The organism is Cytophagales bacterium (assembly GCA_033344775.1).
In the GTDB taxonomy this organism is placed as follows: domain Bacteria; phylum Bacteroidota; class Bacteroidia; order Cytophagales; family Cyclobacteriaceae; genus JAWPMT01.
This window is the reverse complement of the sequence record JAWPMT010000005.1, coordinates 943,093-960,613: the sequence shown is the minus strand read 5'-3', so window position 1 is coordinate 960,613 and position 17,521 is coordinate 943,093. Positions and strand designations below refer to the sequence as shown.

General features: G+C 44.9%; 9 protein-coding genes. 4 read left to right on the top strand and 5 right to left on the bottom strand.

Annotated elements, in window-relative coordinates; genetic code table 11:
- Nucleotides 1-4 precede the first annotated feature (4 nt).
- From R8G66_21590 to R8G66_21570, 5 genes are read right to left on the bottom strand one after another with little or no spacing between them, the layout of a single operon-like run.
- Nucleotides 5-1,168 (bottom strand): family 10 glycosylhydrolase, encoded by a 1,164-nt coding sequence (locus tag R8G66_21590; protein ID MDW3194980.1) that lies wholly within the window; start codon nucleotides 1,166-1,168, stop codon nucleotides 5-7.
- Complete coding sequence (locus R8G66_21585; GenBank protein MDW3194979.1) at nucleotides 1,165-2,256, bottom strand: carbohydrate-binding family 9-like protein; 1,092 nt, start codon at nucleotides 2,254-2,256, stop codon at nucleotides 1,165-1,167. Before R8G66_21585 ends, R8G66_21590 begins: the two co-directional genes overlap by 4 nt.
- Complete coding sequence (locus R8G66_21580; GenBank protein MDW3194978.1) at nucleotides 2,253-5,594, bottom strand: VCBS repeat-containing protein; 3,342 nt, start codon at nucleotides 5,592-5,594, stop codon at nucleotides 2,253-2,255. Before R8G66_21580 ends, R8G66_21585 begins: the two co-directional genes overlap by 4 nt.
- The gene (locus R8G66_21575; GenBank protein MDW3194977.1) at nucleotides 5,595-7,865 is read right to left on the bottom strand and encodes a GH92 family glycosyl hydrolase; all 2,271 of its coding nucleotides are present in this window, start codon (nucleotides 7,863-7,865) and stop codon (nucleotides 5,595-5,597) included. It abuts the gene before it with no gap.
- Nucleotides 7,866-7,877: 12 nt separating this feature from the next.
- The gene (locus R8G66_21570) at nucleotides 7,878-8,627 is read right to left on the bottom strand and encodes a DeoR/GlpR family DNA-binding transcription regulator (GenBank protein MDW3194976.1); all 750 of its coding nucleotides are present in this window, start codon (nucleotides 8,625-8,627) and stop codon (nucleotides 7,878-7,880) included.
- 336 nt (nucleotides 8,628-8,963) lie between these two features.
- On the opposite strand from R8G66_21570, the gene R8G66_21565 reads away from it, so the two are divergent.
- The 4 genes from R8G66_21565 to R8G66_21550 all read left to right on the top strand — a co-directional run bounded on the left by R8G66_21565 (nucleotide 8,964) and on the right by R8G66_21550 (nucleotide 17,518).
- The gene (locus tag R8G66_21565) at nucleotides 8,964-12,056 is read left to right on the top strand and encodes a SusC/RagA family TonB-linked outer membrane protein (protein ID MDW3194975.1); all 3,093 of its coding nucleotides are present in this window, start codon (nucleotides 8,964-8,966) and stop codon (nucleotides 12,054-12,056) included.
- Nucleotides 12,057-12,071: 15 nt separating this feature from the next.
- On the top strand, nucleotides 12,072-13,655 hold the full coding sequence (locus R8G66_21560; protein ID MDW3194974.1) for a SusD/RagB family nutrient-binding outer membrane lipoprotein: 1,584 nt from the start codon (nucleotides 12,072-12,074) through the stop codon (nucleotides 13,653-13,655).
- A gap of 162 nt (nucleotides 13,656-13,817) precedes the next feature.
- A complete protein-coding gene (locus R8G66_21555) occupies nucleotides 13,818-15,236 on the top strand; it encodes a sugar MFS transporter (GenBank protein MDW3194973.1) in 1,419 nt (472 codons plus the stop codon).
- The gene (locus R8G66_21550) at nucleotides 15,233-17,518 is read left to right on the top strand and encodes a GH92 family glycosyl hydrolase (protein ID MDW3194972.1); all 2,286 of its coding nucleotides are present in this window, start codon (nucleotides 15,233-15,235) and stop codon (nucleotides 17,516-17,518) included. The genes R8G66_21555 and R8G66_21550 overlap by 4 nt, the downstream gene beginning before the upstream one ends.
- Nucleotides 17,519-17,521 lie beyond the last annotated feature (3 nt).

Sequence of the window (17,521 nt, the reverse complement as noted above, 5' to 3'; positions counted from 1 at the left end):
CACGTTATGCTTTCTTCTTGAGTGTTTCTTTCAGGCTTGCCCACTGAGGCTCGGTTGTGTTTTCCAATGCGAAGATTGAAATGCCTTTAGCACCTGCGGACAGAGCATGTTGATGCGCAGCTGCCATTTGCTCCGGCTGGATATCCGGCATGTACAAGCCACTATAAACGGGTGCTTTTCCATCTAGTCTGGCCAGTGCTTTTTTCGTATGCTCTTCGATGAAATCAATGTCTCGGTTATAAAAACCATGGTAGAGCATGGGTAAATAAGCATCCAACTCCCAATTATGCCATTGTTGACGTACACTTTCCCAGTTGGGGAAAACAGCAGCTGTTGCCATTTTACCCTCCTTTTTGATCTCTGGTAGCAGGTGATTATTCACCAGATTGGTGATACTATCGTACCGGAACTGGCGCCATTCAGCATGAGCAGCAGGATCTTTCAGGTCTTTCAGCGGATCGATACCCGTCTGTTCTTTGAACTGGGTTCGGGCATGCTCTGAGTAATTGTAATCGTATTCCGGATACTCCTTATCCTGAACTATGTCGTAAGTTGGCTGAAGGGCTTCCGCGAGGATCACGTCCGGTAAACGTACATAGTCCAGATGAACGCCATCTGATCCCTCGACCTGTGCAAGCGACCGGGCATTACCTGCGATAAATTCCTGTACTTCAGGATGGCATGGGTCCAGAAACTTGTAGTAATTCACATAGGCAGGGTGTGTATGTGCCGGTTGTCCCAAGCCATTCACGGCATACCAGTCCGGGTGTTTGAGGATAATTTGAGGAATGTTGCAAGGAACCGTCCACATCCAGGTATGGATCTCCAGGTCATTGGACTTACAGATCTGAATGATGTCCTGAAGCAAATTATCACGCATGGGCACATCTTCGTTAAAATGCGGATAAATGGTTGCATTGGAATTATAACACTCCAAAACAATGGCATCAATGCCGCTCTCCTTAGCAAGTGCCAATTTACTTTTCCAATGGTCCATCTTCCAAAGTGAGGGCGGCTTGATCCAGGCCCAATTCTTCGTCAAAGGATCACTTGTTGCCGATTTATCAGTTTGGGTGGTGCTGGGAGTACAAGACTGCCAGACGAGAGATCCGGTGGACAGCCCCACGGAGGCGAGTGCTGTATTTTTTAAGAAGGAGCGTTTCTTCATGGTTGGCTCAGGTTTTGGAGTTTGCCTTCCTGATCAATAGAAAGGATAGTTTTTCCCTCGCGGTAAATGGCGTCAAAGGAAATGTGACTTACAGTTACAGATAAAAATGAGGACAATGCTTTTCGATGGCTGGCTTGAAGCGCTAAAGCATCAATCGATGCGGCATAGCTACCATTGGATTGGAAATGTGCTCTTTGTGCATAGTAATACTGATACAAAGACCACCTTACGGATTCAGTAGATGAGGTCATGAACGCCACTTTCTTTTCATTAACTGGAGTTTCAGAAAACTGGACATAACCCCAAGTCTCTGGCTGGTGCATGGCAATTTTCCCTTGTTCTGACCATACCCAATTGAATTCGGATAGGTTCTTTCCTGTTGTTGGATCAGTTTCTTTGACGTAAACGCCATTTTCTGCTTTGATCCTCCAATGTACTCGGGAGAAGTTCATACGCCATTGCTCACCGTCTTCGGGTCTGCGGCTCGGTTTGGCAGCTTCTTTGAGCATGGCCCAGGGGAATGCCAGTTCAACCGTCCATTTCTCGTCTTCGTCTGAGGGGTCATTCAATGTACCATAAACATGTACACCACTTTTTAATCCGGCAATGTCCCAGGCATTCAATGCGGGTCCACCATCGCGGTAGGGCTTAAGCAAAATCAAATCCCAGATAGTGCCTAATGCATTGATTTCAAGTTCGTAGTAGTTGTGAGAATCTCCATCCGGATCGATAAACACTTCAAAGTCATTTTCATGAAATATGACAGCATCCCGCTCGGTATAGGTTGCCCAAATATCGGGTTCGATCATTTCTGCCCCGATGTAGAGATAGTCATCGTCCCAGAGCATTTTGATCCGGGTTTGTCGATAAGGAGGAGCAGGGGCATGATCTCCTTCTATGTCTACGAAATCGTTGGTCCAGTCCGCCTGCTTCCAGCTCTCTTCATCCAATTTGCCGTCTACTTCAAGTGAAGCAATACTGCGATGCGCAACATACTTTTCCGGATTGAACTGGTAGCCTTCGTACTGTTGGCTCCAGAGGGGTAGGTATGCTAGAAGTGTGCAAAATCCAAGAATTTGTATTTTCATCGTAATGTCCTTTCCAGGTTGACCAATTCATCATCGTTTGTAGCGAAGACCAACACTTCTTTTCCACCGACGGAAACTTGTTCAATCTCACGGATGTCTTTTGGAACGTAGATGCCGCTTTCTCTTGCTGGAACGGCTTCAAAATTCCCTTTGCCATCACCGAGTAATAGTCCACCGATGCCTGTGTCTGCACGACTGGTTTCGATTTCAGAAACGTATAAATTTCCTCCATATACCACGTCCGGGTTTCCATCCTGATTGAAATCATTGATGGTGAAATCCATGATAGGTGCCCATTGAGCAGGCGCAGGGAGTGCTGTTACTTCCAGTTTATTGTTGCCTTTATTCTTGATGATCACACTTTCAAAATGACTGGCCATCAAATGCAATCCTCCCTGAAGCTTTTCTGGTTCATAGATATCATTCAATCCTGAGGCAGCAAACATTTCATAGGTATCAAATTTCTTTGAGAGATCCGGAACCTGCTGAGTGGAGCAAGACTTACCTCTTACCGGATATTGCTTCCCAAAATTGTAGTAGCTCAGTACAATGTCTTTGGAGCCATTGCCATCAAAATCATTGTAGTATACTTCGAAGGGTTCGTTTATGGTGGCTTGATATTTATAGTTGTTTCCCAAATTACCCAAAATGAAATCCATGTCACCGTCCTGATCGAAATCTGCTTGTTGAATGCTGAACCACCAGCCATGCAGGGAATCCAGACCAAAGGCAGCAGTTTGGTCAATAAAGCCATTGTCTTTATTCAGGAATACTTTGGGAGTCATCCACTCACCTGTGATCAACAGATCTGCATTGCCATCTTGATCCAGATCCGTTGAAATGGCATCTGTGATCAAACCTAGTTTCGCGAAATCAGGAGCGAGTCGATTCGTCACATTTCTGAATTGGCCGTTTTCATTTTGAAGCACGTATCCGGATCCCGGCGCGGGATAGTCCCTGGGAATGAAACGCTCTCCGACGAACAAATCCTGATCTCCATCTGCATCGTAATCAAAGGGAAGTACAACTCCTGTACTGATGTGCAATTCTGGTAAACGATCGGCTGCATATTTGAAAGAGCCTGATCCATCATTGACGTACAGCCGGTCTGTGTAGAAAAAATGGTTGGCCTCAAATTCATTGCCACCGCTACCGATATATAAGTCCTGATCTCCGTCCTGATCTGCATCAAAGAACACGGCATCCACATCTTCCATGATGGACTGTTGCTGCCAGGGTTGTTGGGTAGCTTTTCGGAAACTACCATTACCGCTTTGTAGGAGTAGACTGCCGGTCTGCCCCGACGCACCCCCGATAAACAGGTCTTCCAAGCCATCACCATTCACGTCTGCCACTGCCATGGCTGGGCCGAAGTGTGATAATTCATGTGGGAGCAATACCTGAAAACGATAGTCATCGAAGTAGTTTTCCTGATGTTTGAATTCCAATCCTTTGGCATCTTTTTGTGCCTGAAAAAGTGTGGGTTTAGTAGACTTTTTCGGATCAGTCGTTTTGGCTTTAGTAATGGTCAATACTTGATCTGCTGGGATATTTGATTGTGTGGTAATCGAGCCATCAGGCCAGGTAATTTCGATGTGGTCCACCGACTCAGCCTTACCAATGCCAAAGTGTACGATCTGTTCACTGGAGGAATACATGCCCCGAACACTGGTTGTGGTGATGTACTGTTTAGCTCCGTTAACTTCAGCCATCACAGTTGTTCCAAGGGTCGTATGCTTGCTGGGGTCTTCCAGTTTGATCCTGATAAAGTGGTTTTTGCTTACCACAGCGCCTTCATTCTTGAAGATGAATGCTTCTTCATTGATGTTACTAACGATCAAGTCCAGATGGCCATCATTATTCAAATCGGCATAAGCAGAGCCATTCGAAAAAGACTTTTGATTTAGCCCCCAGACTTCTGTGATCTTTTCAAAAGCGGCCGAGCCAGTATTCCGATAAGCATAATTGGTGAGCTTTTCAGAAGGGATGATCTTAAGCGATTCTTCTAAGTCAATGATGTCAATCATGGAAATATTGGAGGAATCCGGAAAGGCTTCAATGAATTTGACGGAGGTTTCTACTACATGCCTGGTGAATTCTTTTTGAGCATCCGTATTCCGAATGTCGCGTACCAATCCATTAGTGACATATAAATCCTTCAAACCATCATTGTCCAAATCAGCAAAAAGGTTGGACCAGCTCCAGTCTGTCGCGGCGATACCGGCGTATTGTGCTATGTCTCCAAACGTGTTTTGTCCACGATTAAGAAGGAGTGTATTGAACATGTACTGGTAATGCCCGCCATTTCTCACCACTTTCCAGAAATTGTCAGGATCCATGCCACTCATGTTGGCCTTAAGCCGAAAATTATCTTCCGCAACCATGTCCAGTACCATCAAATCTTGCCAACCATCATTATTGATGTCCGCGGCATCAACTCCCATGCTGTAAAAAGAAGTGTGACCCGTAGAAGTCTTTAGTATATCTGTAAAAGTGCCATCGCCATTGTTGTGATAAAGGAAATCCGGTGCATCAAAGTCATTTGCAATGTAGAGGTCCGTATAGCCGTCTTTGTCCAGGTCCGTCGCTACCACGCTGTTGGGGAAGCCTGATTTTAGCACGCCAGCCTGTTCGGTTACATCAATGAATTTAGATCCAGTATTCTGGTAAAGTCGCGAAGAATACTCCTCCTTTGTTAAATCTGCCTCTTTGTATGCAGAGTAGTTGCCGGGATTTGGAGGTTGATTGAGCACAAAAAGATCCAGATCTCCGTCCTGGTCATAATCCAGGAAGGTCGCATGTCGGGTTCTGGCTGTGTCTGCCACTCCCCACGAGGCTGCTTCATTCTTAAAGGTGAGATCACCCTGATTTATGTACAGTTTATTGGCGCGTAGTTCAGGTTGGTCATCGTACAGTTCACAGGTTACATAAATGTCATCCCATCCGTCACCGTTCACATCACCTATTATTACGCCAGAAGACCAGCTGCCCGTGTTTTCAAGCCCAGCGGAGGCAGAGATGTCTTCGAACTTGAAGTCTCCCTGGTTGTGATAAAGTTGATCGTTGACCAAATTCCCCGCGAAGTATAAGTCGGGTAGTCCGTCTTTGTCGAAATCCCCTACACCAATACCCGCTCCTCCATAGTAATTGGCGTACAGAAGGATGTTATGTTCTTTTTCGTCAGTTACTTTATTATTGAAAGTAATGCCGGTTGTTGCCGGGGTAAGCTGAGTGAACAAGGGGCCATTGTTCTCACTCAAATCAGCAGCTGATGGTCCACAAGACCAGGCGAGTCCGGTGATCAATGCATAACATAAACTTGACTTAATCCGCTGCATTTACTTTTTAGGCTTATCGATCAGGTGAAAAGTGAATGTATTTCCTTTGGTCAGGTCTTGATGAGATAAAAAGTAGCTTTTGTATGGTTTTCCATTCAATGACATCCGATTGATGAATGAACTGCTGTCGCTTTCACGGTCAGTTTGTAAGACAATTTCGCTATTTCCGTAATATTTCTCATTGAGTTGAATGGTCACTTTATCAAAGGAAGGCGTAAACAAGGCATAATCCATATCACCGGGACACACCGGATAAATGCCCATCATGCTGTACAATAGCCACGTCGATAAAGCTCCTGTGTCATCATTACCAGGAATTCCGCCTGGAGCATTAGTGTAGTGTTTGCTGATCAGTTCCTTCACCGTTTTTTGGGTGCGCCACTCTTCACCTTTTACATAGTTGAATAAGAATGGGTAGGTGATGTCCGGCTCATTGGCCATGTCGAAATGATCCAGATCAAAGGTTTTTTGTAACGCTTCTGTGAATTTTCTAGGGCCACCATTGAGTTTGATCAATCCGGGCATATCATGTGGGACGTAAAAACGGTAATTCCACGCGCTCCCTTCTACGTATCCTACGGCTGGTTCGAAGTTCTTTCCCAAATCCGGATTGAATGGACTGTACCAGGAACCATTGGCTTGTTTTGGGCGCAACATGCCTGTACTGCCATCAAATAGTTTTTTATAACCCATGGATCGCTGTTGGTAACTTTTGAAGTTATCCTGATTGCCTAGGGCTTTGCTTAACTGCGCGATGTTCCAATCAGAAATGTAGTATTCCTGAGAAGTAGAAACCGAGCCACCCCACTGATCCTCATTATCGACAGGTACATATCCTAACTCCAGATAAGCTTGATGATCTGGACGTAGGAGGTTGTTTTCACCCGTCTCACCAGCTTTCAATAACCCTTCGTAGGCCTTATTGATGTCAAAGTCCTTAATCCCGCGCAAATAAGTGTCTGCGATCACTGGAGCCGCCGGGTCGCCGACCATCACGCCGGTTTCCATGCCGGCCAATTCCCATTTGGGCATCCAGCCGCTTTCAGTATACATGTCCACCATGGTATTTACCATTTCTGATTGAAGTTCCGGATAAATCAGGCTCAGAAAAGGATGTACATTTCTATAAGTATCCCAAAGGGAAAATACAGAATACCGATTCCGGTCTTGTGTTTTGCCAATACCTGGTTTTGACATCAAAGGAAACTCCCCATTTACATCCTGAATGATGTTGGGATGGATCAGCGAATGATACAATGCCGTGTAGAAGATCGTTTTGTTTTCTTCGGACCCTTCAACCTGGATCCTGCTAAGGAGTTCATTCCATCGGTCGTAAGAAGCTTGGGCAACTCTGTCAAAATCAAAATCAGGGATTTCCTGATCCAGATTGGCTCTGGCATTTTCAATGCTGATATAGGAGATGCCGATTTTTACCGTGATCTGTTCCTGATCTTCCGTATCGAAGGAAAAATAGGCGCCTACGTTTTCACCCGGTAATTCATAAGCGTATTGATTATAGGGTTTATACGTGTCATTGTATTTTACCCAATCCCCTTCTACAGCGTAGTATTTGGGCATTTTCTTCCAGGCGCCATAGTTTTTTGCTGGTTTGCTTAGACGAGCGACGAAATAGATGGGTCTTACATCTTCGGCATGGTAGCAAAACGTGCCAATTGTTTTGTAACCTTCCACTTCTTGTTCAGACACTACTTTGATCATGGCCCCGGTCTCGTTCGTCAGGCCAAGTCCCAGATTGATCAGGATGTTGTTTTCTCCCTTGGGAAAAGTATATCTGCTAATTCCAGCGCGTAGAGTGCTGCTTAATTCAACTTTCGTTTGATGTTGGTCCAGGTCATGGGTGAAATACCCCGGCTTGGCTTCCTGATTTTGATAGGTTGTGGCATACATTTCTGGATTGAGCTCTAGTGGTCCGTGTGTTGGCATGGTTAGGATACTCCCGAGTTCAGGACACCCGACACCACTTAGGTTGACATGGCTGTATCCGGTCAGGTACTTGTGTTCATGGATATAGACCCGCGAATTCCACTCACTGTCTTTCTCATGGATGTTGCCTTCTTCTTTCTTGAATGCCACGTTGAATGGGCTGACGGAAGCCATGGCGTGCGGATATTGAGCCCCGGGATGAGTGGCGCCATAATTGGTTGTACCAATGAACGGATTTACATAATCCGCCGGAGTTTGGGCAAGGCTAGTTAATCCGGCGAGGAATAAGGTGAGATATATAAATATGGAAGCAGTTTTCAAATTCATAAGAAAGCTTTATTACAGCACATCTACGCCTTTATCCAGGAAAGTAGCAACTTGTTTGTTGGGTTGTTCTAGCTCTGTCACCAGTTTAGATAGTTTATCTGTAGTGGCTACCCGGAAGGGCTGCATGGTTCCAATGTCTTTTGAGAGGCTCAGGCCAATTAATTCTGTCGAAGATTTCAGAATCGCTTTTAGAGTAATGGCATATTCACGGTCCGCAGCAGTGATGCCAATTTCAGGATGAATGCCTGAAAATTCCATGAAACATTGATCAGCTTGAATATCTGCCAGGTTCTGAATGACCTCCGTTCCCATGGTTCCTTGGTGCTTGACGGAAATTTTCCCTCCTATGAAGTGCGTGTCTACATGATGGACATGTAGCAATCGGTTGGCTACAGGCAGTGAATTCGTAAATACGGTCAATGAGAGATCGGAAGGCAATTGCTCTGCAAGTAAGGCAGCAGTTTCGGTTCCTTCTATGATCAATATGCCATGAGGGCGAATCAGTGGCAGACATTTGTTGATCAAAACCTGACGCTCCGATTCATGAGAAATGGATTCTTGTTGGATGGATTGCGGGCCTACAGGATTAGCCATGGCGCCTCCGTGTACCTTTTTGACGTATCCCTGATCCGCAAGCTCTTTCAGGTCTCTACGTATGGTATCCTCTGAAACATTCAGCTTCAGACTGAGGTCAGCCGAATGCACTTTGTTCTGTGCGGTTATTTCTGAAAGAATGAGTTCTTGCCGTTCCTGTTTTAGCATACGCGCATGTCTACTGTTTCCAAAGGCATAGTTATGATTCCATCGTCATGATCACAAATCAATCAATTCTTTAGTAAATCAATATAAAAACGCATAAACATGCAAATCAATGATTGAATTATGCGCTTAATGGCGCATACGCGGAAAACGATTGTAATGTAATAATATTAATATATGAGTATAAATAGTAAAAATACTTCTTCATTGCTGGGTATTGATTTGCGCTATTTTCCGTATTTGCATTTTATTAATTGCATGTTTTTGCAGGAATGTCTTTGTTTTTTTGCCGGAGCTTGCTAACATTACCATCGAGTTCCTGAACTTAAAATCTAAATCATGAAGAAAACTTTACTTGCAATCACTTGTTTGCTTGCCCTGACATTTTCACTCAGGGCGCAAACAGACGTATCCGGACGGATTACCGGGGATGATGGAGAGCCTCTGCCAGGGGTGACCATTTTAGAAAAAGGGACGAGTAATGGAGCAGTAACAGATGTAGATGGTAATTATAGAATTACCGTGGCATCGAATGCAACACTCGTCGTAAGCTATGTGGGCTTTAAATCTCAAGAAGTCTCCGTAGGATCGAGATCAGTTGTAGATATCACCTTGCAGTACGATGTGGAGGCACTGGATGAGGTAGTAGTTACTGCTTTCGGTCTGGAGCAAGAACAAAAGGCGCTCGGATATTCTGTTACTGAAGTAGACGGTGATCAATTCACCAAATCAAGAGCGATTAACCTTGGAGCAGCCCTAACTGGAAAAGTGGCTGGAGTCAACGTTTCTACTCCGGCTTCCGGCGCAGCTGGATCCAGTCGAGTTGTGATTCGAGGTGGATCATCTTTATCAGGAAATGATCAACCACTTTATGTGGTTAATGGTATGCCCATTGACAATACGAACCTTGGAGCTGCTGGTCTCTGGGGTGGTAACGATGGTGGAGATGGACTTTCTTCGATAAACCCTGATGATATTGAGAATATCTCTGTTTTGAAAGGAAATACCGCTGCGGCACTTTATGGAGCAAGAGCTGCCAATGGTGTGATTTTGATTACCACTAAATCTGGTAAAGCACAACAAGGTATTGGAATCTCTTACAACTCAAATTTCACCGTAGATCGTGTGAATGATCTAACTGAGTGGCAGAACCAATATGGTCATGGTCAGAATGGTCAGAAGCCAACGAATCAGGCAAGTGCTTTAGAAAATGGTCAAAATTCATGGGGTGCGAGATTGGATGGAACCAATGTAGTTCAATTTGATGGGGTTGAAAGACCTTATTCCGATACTGGCGAAGGTCTGAATGATTTCTACCGCACAGGATATACCTGGACCAATACCCTGGCCCTTTCAGGTGGAGGCGAAAGTATGACCTACAGATTCTCAGCATCGGAGTTGAATAATGAAGACATTGTTCCTAATTCTGGTTTCGACCGACGGCTTCTTTCCGCCAATCTTTCTGGAAATCATGGGCCACTTACAACGAGGGTTTCTATTCAGTATTCGAATGAAAAGGCGAAGAACCGTCCCAGGTTATCAGATTCACCGGGTAATGCGAATTTTACTGCGCTATTGAAATCACCAGCCATCAGCTTCGAAAGCTTAAAAGGAGATCCTAACAAATTAGGTGCGAATGCAGATGGAACGGAATTGCAACACCAGGGCAATGTTTTTGCTCAAAACCCTTACTGGGCAGCGTACCAATGGAGACGCTTCGATGATAAAGATCGAATCCTGGGTAATGCTTCTTTGAGGTATGACATTACGGATTGGTTGTATGTTCAGGGTAGAATCGGTACAGACCTGGTTTCCGTAACCAGTGAGAGCACTACCGGATATGGGACTGCCTTTAAGCCTCGTGGAGATTTTAACCTGACGACAAGAAAATTGCGTGAAAACAACGTTGATGTGCTGATTGGCGCTAATCGAGCATTCGATAATTTCGAAATAGACATTCTCCTTGGAGGGAACAGAATGCGCAGATCAGATGAAAGCACCAGAATTGGTGGAGACGATTTCAATATTCCGTTCTTCTCATCGGTGACTAACATCGCGAACCAAACCTATACTTACAACTTCTCGGAGTTTGGTATCAACTCTATTTTCGGCCAGGCCAACTTTAGTTACAATGGTTATCTGTTCCTGAATTTTACAGGACGTCAGGATAACTTTTCTACACTTGCTGAAGGTTCAAATAGCATCTTTTACCCTTCCGTTGGTTTAAGTGTTGTTGTTTCAGATATGATGTCTTTGCCGAGTGCAGTTACTTTCGGTAAGATACGTGCTTCATGGGCACAAGTAGGTGGTGGAGCTCCCGATCCATATCAATTGGCTCAAACCTATAGCCTGCTTGGAGAGCAGCACAATGGAGCTACGCTTGGAAGAATCACCAACGGGTCAATTCCTAATGCAGGACTTCAGCCTTATACTTCCCAGGAATTTGAAATAGGACTGGATCTGAGATTGTTCGATAACCGTGTCGGTATTGATGTTGGCTACTACTCTCGAAAAACAACAGATGATATCCTGCAAACCTCAATTTCTTCTACTTCAGGATTTGGAACGACGCTGATCAATATTGGCGAGTTGACCAATCAGGGTATTGAGTTGTTGATCAACGCTACTCCGGTAAGAACAGGTGCATTCTCCTGGGATGTCTCTTTCAACATGGCGAACAACATCAGTGAAGTAATCAGTCTGGGAGAGAACGCGCAAGGAGAACCTATCGAATTCCTGAACCTTGATGCTGCGAGAACATTGCAGGAGAGTATCCGACATTATGTGGGTCAACCTCTTGGTATTATCGCAGGTTACAGACACAGACAAATTAATGGTCAGCCTGTATACGATGCGAATGGCTTCCCTGTAAGAAGTGAGCAATTCGAGATCCTAGGCGAAGGACGTCACCCATTCAGTGCTGGATTGAGAAACTCCGTGCGATACAAGGACTTTGACTTGAGTATCCTCATAGATATGAGAAGCGGTGGTTCAGTGATGTCTGGAACCAATTTGTTGGCTTATGGATTTGGTTTGCATGAAGAGACAGTAGTCGGTCGAGAAAGCGGATTGACTGTAACAGGAGTAGACGAAGCGGGCGAGTCATTGACGGTTAATATCGCTCCGGAAGACGTAGATGATTATTATGGTCGATACAATGACATTACTAACAACTTCGTGTACGATGCCTCTTTCGGTAAGTTAAGAGAGTTGTCGCTTGGGTATACCATTCCAAGATCCGCATTGGCTAACCTTCCAATTGAGACAGCAAGCTTGTCGTTCGTAGGAAGAAATCTATTGTTGCTTTGGTCAGATGTGCCAAATATTGACCCTGAGTCTTCTTATGCTAGTGGCTCGCGCACGCAAGGTCTGGAATTCTTTGCACTACCAGCAACCAGAAATGTTGGGTTCAATTTATCAGTTACGTTTTAAGAGATCAATAATATCATGATGAGAAATAAAACATTAATTGCGGTATTTGCTGTGTTGATGCTCAGCATCTCTGCCTGCGACAATGATGCCTTGTTGGATTTGAATGTGAACCCCAATGCATCGAATGACATAGACCTTTCATTTGTGTTGGCCGAAGGTCAGCTAAGAATGTCAGGTACGAGATATGAAATGTGGAGATTGAATCTGATCTACAGCTCTACGATGATTCAGCACAATGCTTCCTTAGCAGGATACTGGTCAGGAGATAAATATCTCTACAACGCCGGTTACAGCGCGTCACTTTGGGATCGTTATTATCCAGATGTGTTGAAATCCCTGACCCACGTTGTTGATCGATCAGCGGGTGTTGCAGGAAGTGAAAATCTGCACGCGGTGGCTTCAATTTCCAGAAGCTTCACGTTGCAACGATTAACAGATGTGTATGGTGATATTCCTTACCTGCAAGCAGGAAGAGGACTGGATGGTCAGGAAAATTGGTTTCCTGCTTACGAAAGCCAAAGTGAAGTTTTTGAACTGTTGGTCACCGACTTGCGAGCAGCCAGAGATGAATTAGATGCTACAGGCGATGCGCTTGGCGCTCAGGATGTGATTTATGGAGGAGATGTAGCTAGTTGGCAACGATGGGCGAACTCCCTGCTTGTTAGGATTGGAATGCGTATGTCCAATGTGGATGAAGCCAGGGCTCGAAGTGTTGTTGAGGAAGCCGCTAACCATTCAGCAGGGGTATTTACTTCCAATGCCGATAATGCTTATGTTCAGCATTTAGATGGTGGAGGAATCAATAGAAATGGTAATTCTGAAGTATTCCGTCCAGGAAATGGTGGAGAGCTTGCGAATGCCCGACCCAGTGAAACTTTCATCAACTGGATGAGAGATGGCGGAGATCCTCGTTTGATGATCATCAGCGGAGGCGTTGGAGATCCTTCTGATCCCGGATCTTGGGATACCGATCCTGCCAATCAAATTGGGTTACCAAATGGCTTCGATTCAGAAACGATCATTGCCAGAGCACAGGCTGATGGCGTAATCACTGACCCCAGTGAATTCACCAATAACCTGTATTCATTCCTGAATCCATTGCTTTATGATTATGACGAACCAATGATGCTTCAAAGCTTTGCTGAGGTAAACTTACTGCTTGCTGAGGCTACGTTGATGGGTTGGAATGTCGGCACAGCAAGTGCAGATGACTTATTTAATGATGCTGTAAGAGCAGCGATTGGGAGTTGGACAGTTTACGATGCTTCATTGGTGGCTGATGCCGCAGCGACTGATGCTTACATCGCCAGCCTTGACTTTTCTTCCGCTTCTGATGCTGATAAAATGAGACTGATTGGTGAGCAGTATTGGGCAGCGACTTATTTCAATCACATGGAGTCATGGTCTAATTGGAGACGAACCGGTTTCCCAGCACTTACTCCTGTAAATTATTCGGGTAACGTAACCGGTGGAGTGATTCCTAGGAGAATGAGATACCCAGAAGGTGAAATCGGAGGTAATCCTGATAATTATTCAGCGGCAATTGCTAATCAAGGTCCTGATGATTTCCTGACCCGCATTTGGTGGGATGTCAATTAAAAATCAATTGTGATTAGGTTGATTAAGGGGGAGGTATTTTTTCAGCCTCCCCACTAATCTTCAACAATCTTCTTCATACAAACAAAATAGATAGTTTGATTATCAGGCAGGTTCTGCCTGCCTGATTTCTATGCTTTTCGTTTGACCAAGATCTTTATACCAGTGCAAGAAAATACATCTCAAAACAACCTAAGGCCTTTCATTACCATTGCGTTTTTGTTTTTCATGTGGGGCTTCATCACGGTGATGAACGATGTATTGATCCCACATTTGAAATCCGTATTCAGTTTAAGCTTCTTTCAGGCAGGGCTGGTACAGTTTGCATTTTTCATTGCGTTTTTTATCGTATCCCTCATCTATTTCATTATTTCGGTCACCAAAGAAGACCCTATCTCCAGAATTGGCTATAAAAACGGGATCATTCTGGGATTGGTCCTGTGTGGTATAGGCTGTTGCCTGTTTTATCCTTCCGCGCAATATCAGGTGTACGGTTTCTTTTTGGCCGCCTTATTTGTCCTGGCTTCCGGTGTGACCATTCTTCAAATCGCTGCGAATCCATATGCAGCCATTCTGGGAAGTGAAGCAACCGCTTCCAGCAGACTCAATCTCGCCCAGGGATTCAATTCTTTCGGAACAACACTGGCTCCGGTTGTAGGAGCCATATTGATTTACAAGATATTTTCAAACGGCACCATCACCGTAGATGGTTTGAAGTTGCCGTATCTCATTTACGGGGGGCTTTTCTTCCTTCTGGCTTTGCTAGTAAAAGCAGTTAAACTTCCTTCCTTCGTTAACAAAGAAGAAATTCTTAAAGGGACAGAGGTCCTGAAATTCCGGCACTTACTCCTTGGTATGATTGCCATATTCATGTACGTAGGAGGAGAAGTATCCGTTGGTAGCTACCTGATCAGTTTCTTTCAGTTAGAAAATATCATGGGGTTGGAGGAGGCTGAAGGTGGTAAGTTCCTCGCTTATTATTGGGGCGGGGCCATGATCGGCCGGTTTCTAGGATCAGTTTCCATGGGTAGTATTTCAGAAAAAGCGAAGAAATACCTCGTCATGGCTGGTCTTTCGGTCATCAGTTTCTTTGTGGTTTACTTCATTACTGCAATTAAGAATGATGGAGATCAATTCTACATCGAATTCATTCCATTTGGAGAGGTTGCGATCTTTTTGCTGTTCCTGGCTATCAATTACCTCGCTTTCCTGATCTCAGGATCCAATCCTGCAAAGACACTTTCGGTATTTGCCACCGTAGTAGTTGGGCTACTATTGATTGTGGTATTCTCTAATGGCCTCACGGCTTTCTGGTGTGCCATCGCAATAGGAGCCTTCAATTCGATCTTGTGGTCCAACATATTCACGCTGGCCATCAAAGATCTTGGAAAATATACCAGTCAGGGTTCATCGCTTTTGGTGATGATGATCGTGGGCGGTGCGATTATCCCTCCGGCGCAGGGAGCCCTGGCAGATTCATTTGGTGTGCAGTTGTCCTTCCTTTTGCCCGTGGTTTGCTACCTGTACATTTTGTTTTATGGCTTACGCGGCCATCGTCCTACTTCAAATTCAATGCAAGCATGATTCGCCCATCGCAATCCTATCGAACTTTCCGAAGCCAGGTGGTTTTATTGCTAGGCTTGATCATTCTGGTTGGATGTCAACGAGAGCAATCTCCTTATTCATCACCGCAAGTTCAGTTGGTTGATTTTGTTGACCCATTCATTGGCACGGGAGCACATGGTCATACATTTCCCGGAGCTGCCGTACCCTTCGGTGGTGTTCAGGTCAGCCCAGACAATGGTGTTACTGGCTGGGATTGGTGTTCTGGTTATCATTATTCGGACAGCATCATTGTCGGCTTCAGTCATCTGCACCTTTCTGGTACCGGAATTGGAGATCTGGGGGATATCCGTCTAATGCCAGCGAATCGTCCGATTGATTTAACCAAAGAGATTAATTCCAGAACGGATTATGATTATTATGGAAAATACTCGCATGAATCCGAAGAAGCCAGGCCTGGTTTTTATCGGGTAAGCCTTCTGGATTCTGAGATCGAAGTTGCTCTTACTACAACGAGCAGATCGGGACTGCAGCGGTACACTTTCCCGGTTGGGGATAGGTCGATTGTACTCGACTTATCCCACAATATTAATTGGGACAAATCCACATCGGGAAAAATAGAAGTGGTCAATGATACTTTGATTACGGGCTATCGTTTTTCGACTGGCTGGGCCGAAGATCAACGTGTTTACTTCGCGATTGCTTTTTCTGAACCCGTTCTGAAAACAACTTTTGCCGATAGTACAGTTTTATTGAACAGTGATGTAAATGAAGGAGCTAAACTCAAAGCGTTACTGGAATTTGCTCCATCAACTTCTCGTTCCGAAATACTGGTACGAACAGGAATATCGAGTGCTTCTGAAGCTGGTGCCATACTTAGTTTAAACGAGTCTGATGGAAAGACCTTTGATCAGGTGAGTGCCGAAGCTGTTGCAAAATGGGAAAAAGAACTGTCTAAAATCACCATCAAATCGGATAACATTGAACTGAAAAAGACCTTCTACACGGCCATGTATCATGCCAGTCTGGCGCCGGTAGTTTATTCTGATCCCAATCAGGAATACAAAGGCGCAGGTGGAGCGATCAATCAGGCGGAAGGCTATACACGATACGATATCTTCTCTTTGTGGGATACCTTCAGAGCGGCGCATCCACTGTTCACCATCACACAGACAGACAAAGTCAACGATATGATCAATTCGATCCTAGCTCATTATCGCGAGTATGGATTGCTGCCTGTTTGGTCCTTGTTGGGTAATGAAACAAATACCATGACCGGATACCATGCCATTCCCGTAATCACCGATGCCTATTTCAAAGGGTTTACAGGTTTTGATATTGAAGAGGCCTATGAGGCCATGAAAAAAAGTGCGATTCAGGACATTCGAGGTGTCAAGTTCTATAAAGAATATGGGTTCATTCCCAGTGACCTGGAAGTAGAGTCGGTGACCAAAAACCTTGAATATGCTTACGATGACTGGTGCATTGCACAGGTGGCAAGAGATTTAGGAAAAGAGGACGATTATCAATACTTCATGGAAAGAGCCATGAGTTACAAGAAATTGTATGACCCTGGCACGGGCTTCATGCGTGGTAAATTGAGTGATGGTAGCTGGAGATCGCCTTTCGATCCAAAGCGCTCTGAACATCGAGTCAATACGGACTATACCGAAGGGAATGCCTGGCAACATTCCTGGTTTGTTCCACACGATATTCCCGGCCTGATTGACCTCATGGGTGGTAACGAGGCATTCACGCGAAAACTGGATTCACTGTTTTCCACGGATTCAGAGATCACCGGGAATCACATTTCGGCAGACATTTCTGGTCTTATTGGTCAGTATGCCCACGGCAATGAGCCTAGCCACCATGTGGCCTATTTGTACAATTATGCAGGAGCACCCTGGAAGACCCAGGAAGTCGTGAGGAATATCCTGCGTACACAATACCACACGAAACCAGATGGACTTTGTGGTAACGATGATTGTGGGCAGATGTCGGCGTGGTACGTGTTTAGTGCGTTAGGTTTCTATCCGGTCAATCCTGCGAATGGTGAGTATTCACTTTCGAGTCCTTTGTTTGATGAAGCAACCATCCATTTGCCTGGTGGAAAGACTTTCAGGATAGTAGCTGAAGGATCATCTGATGGAAATCAGTACATTCGGGGTGCCGAATTGAACGGCAAACCTCTTGACGTGCCGCTTTTCAGTCATGAAATACTCATGGCAGGCGGAGAATTGAAAATCACCCTAGGAGAACAACCCGATCACACATGGGGAGTTCTGCCAAGAAACCAGAAATAAGTT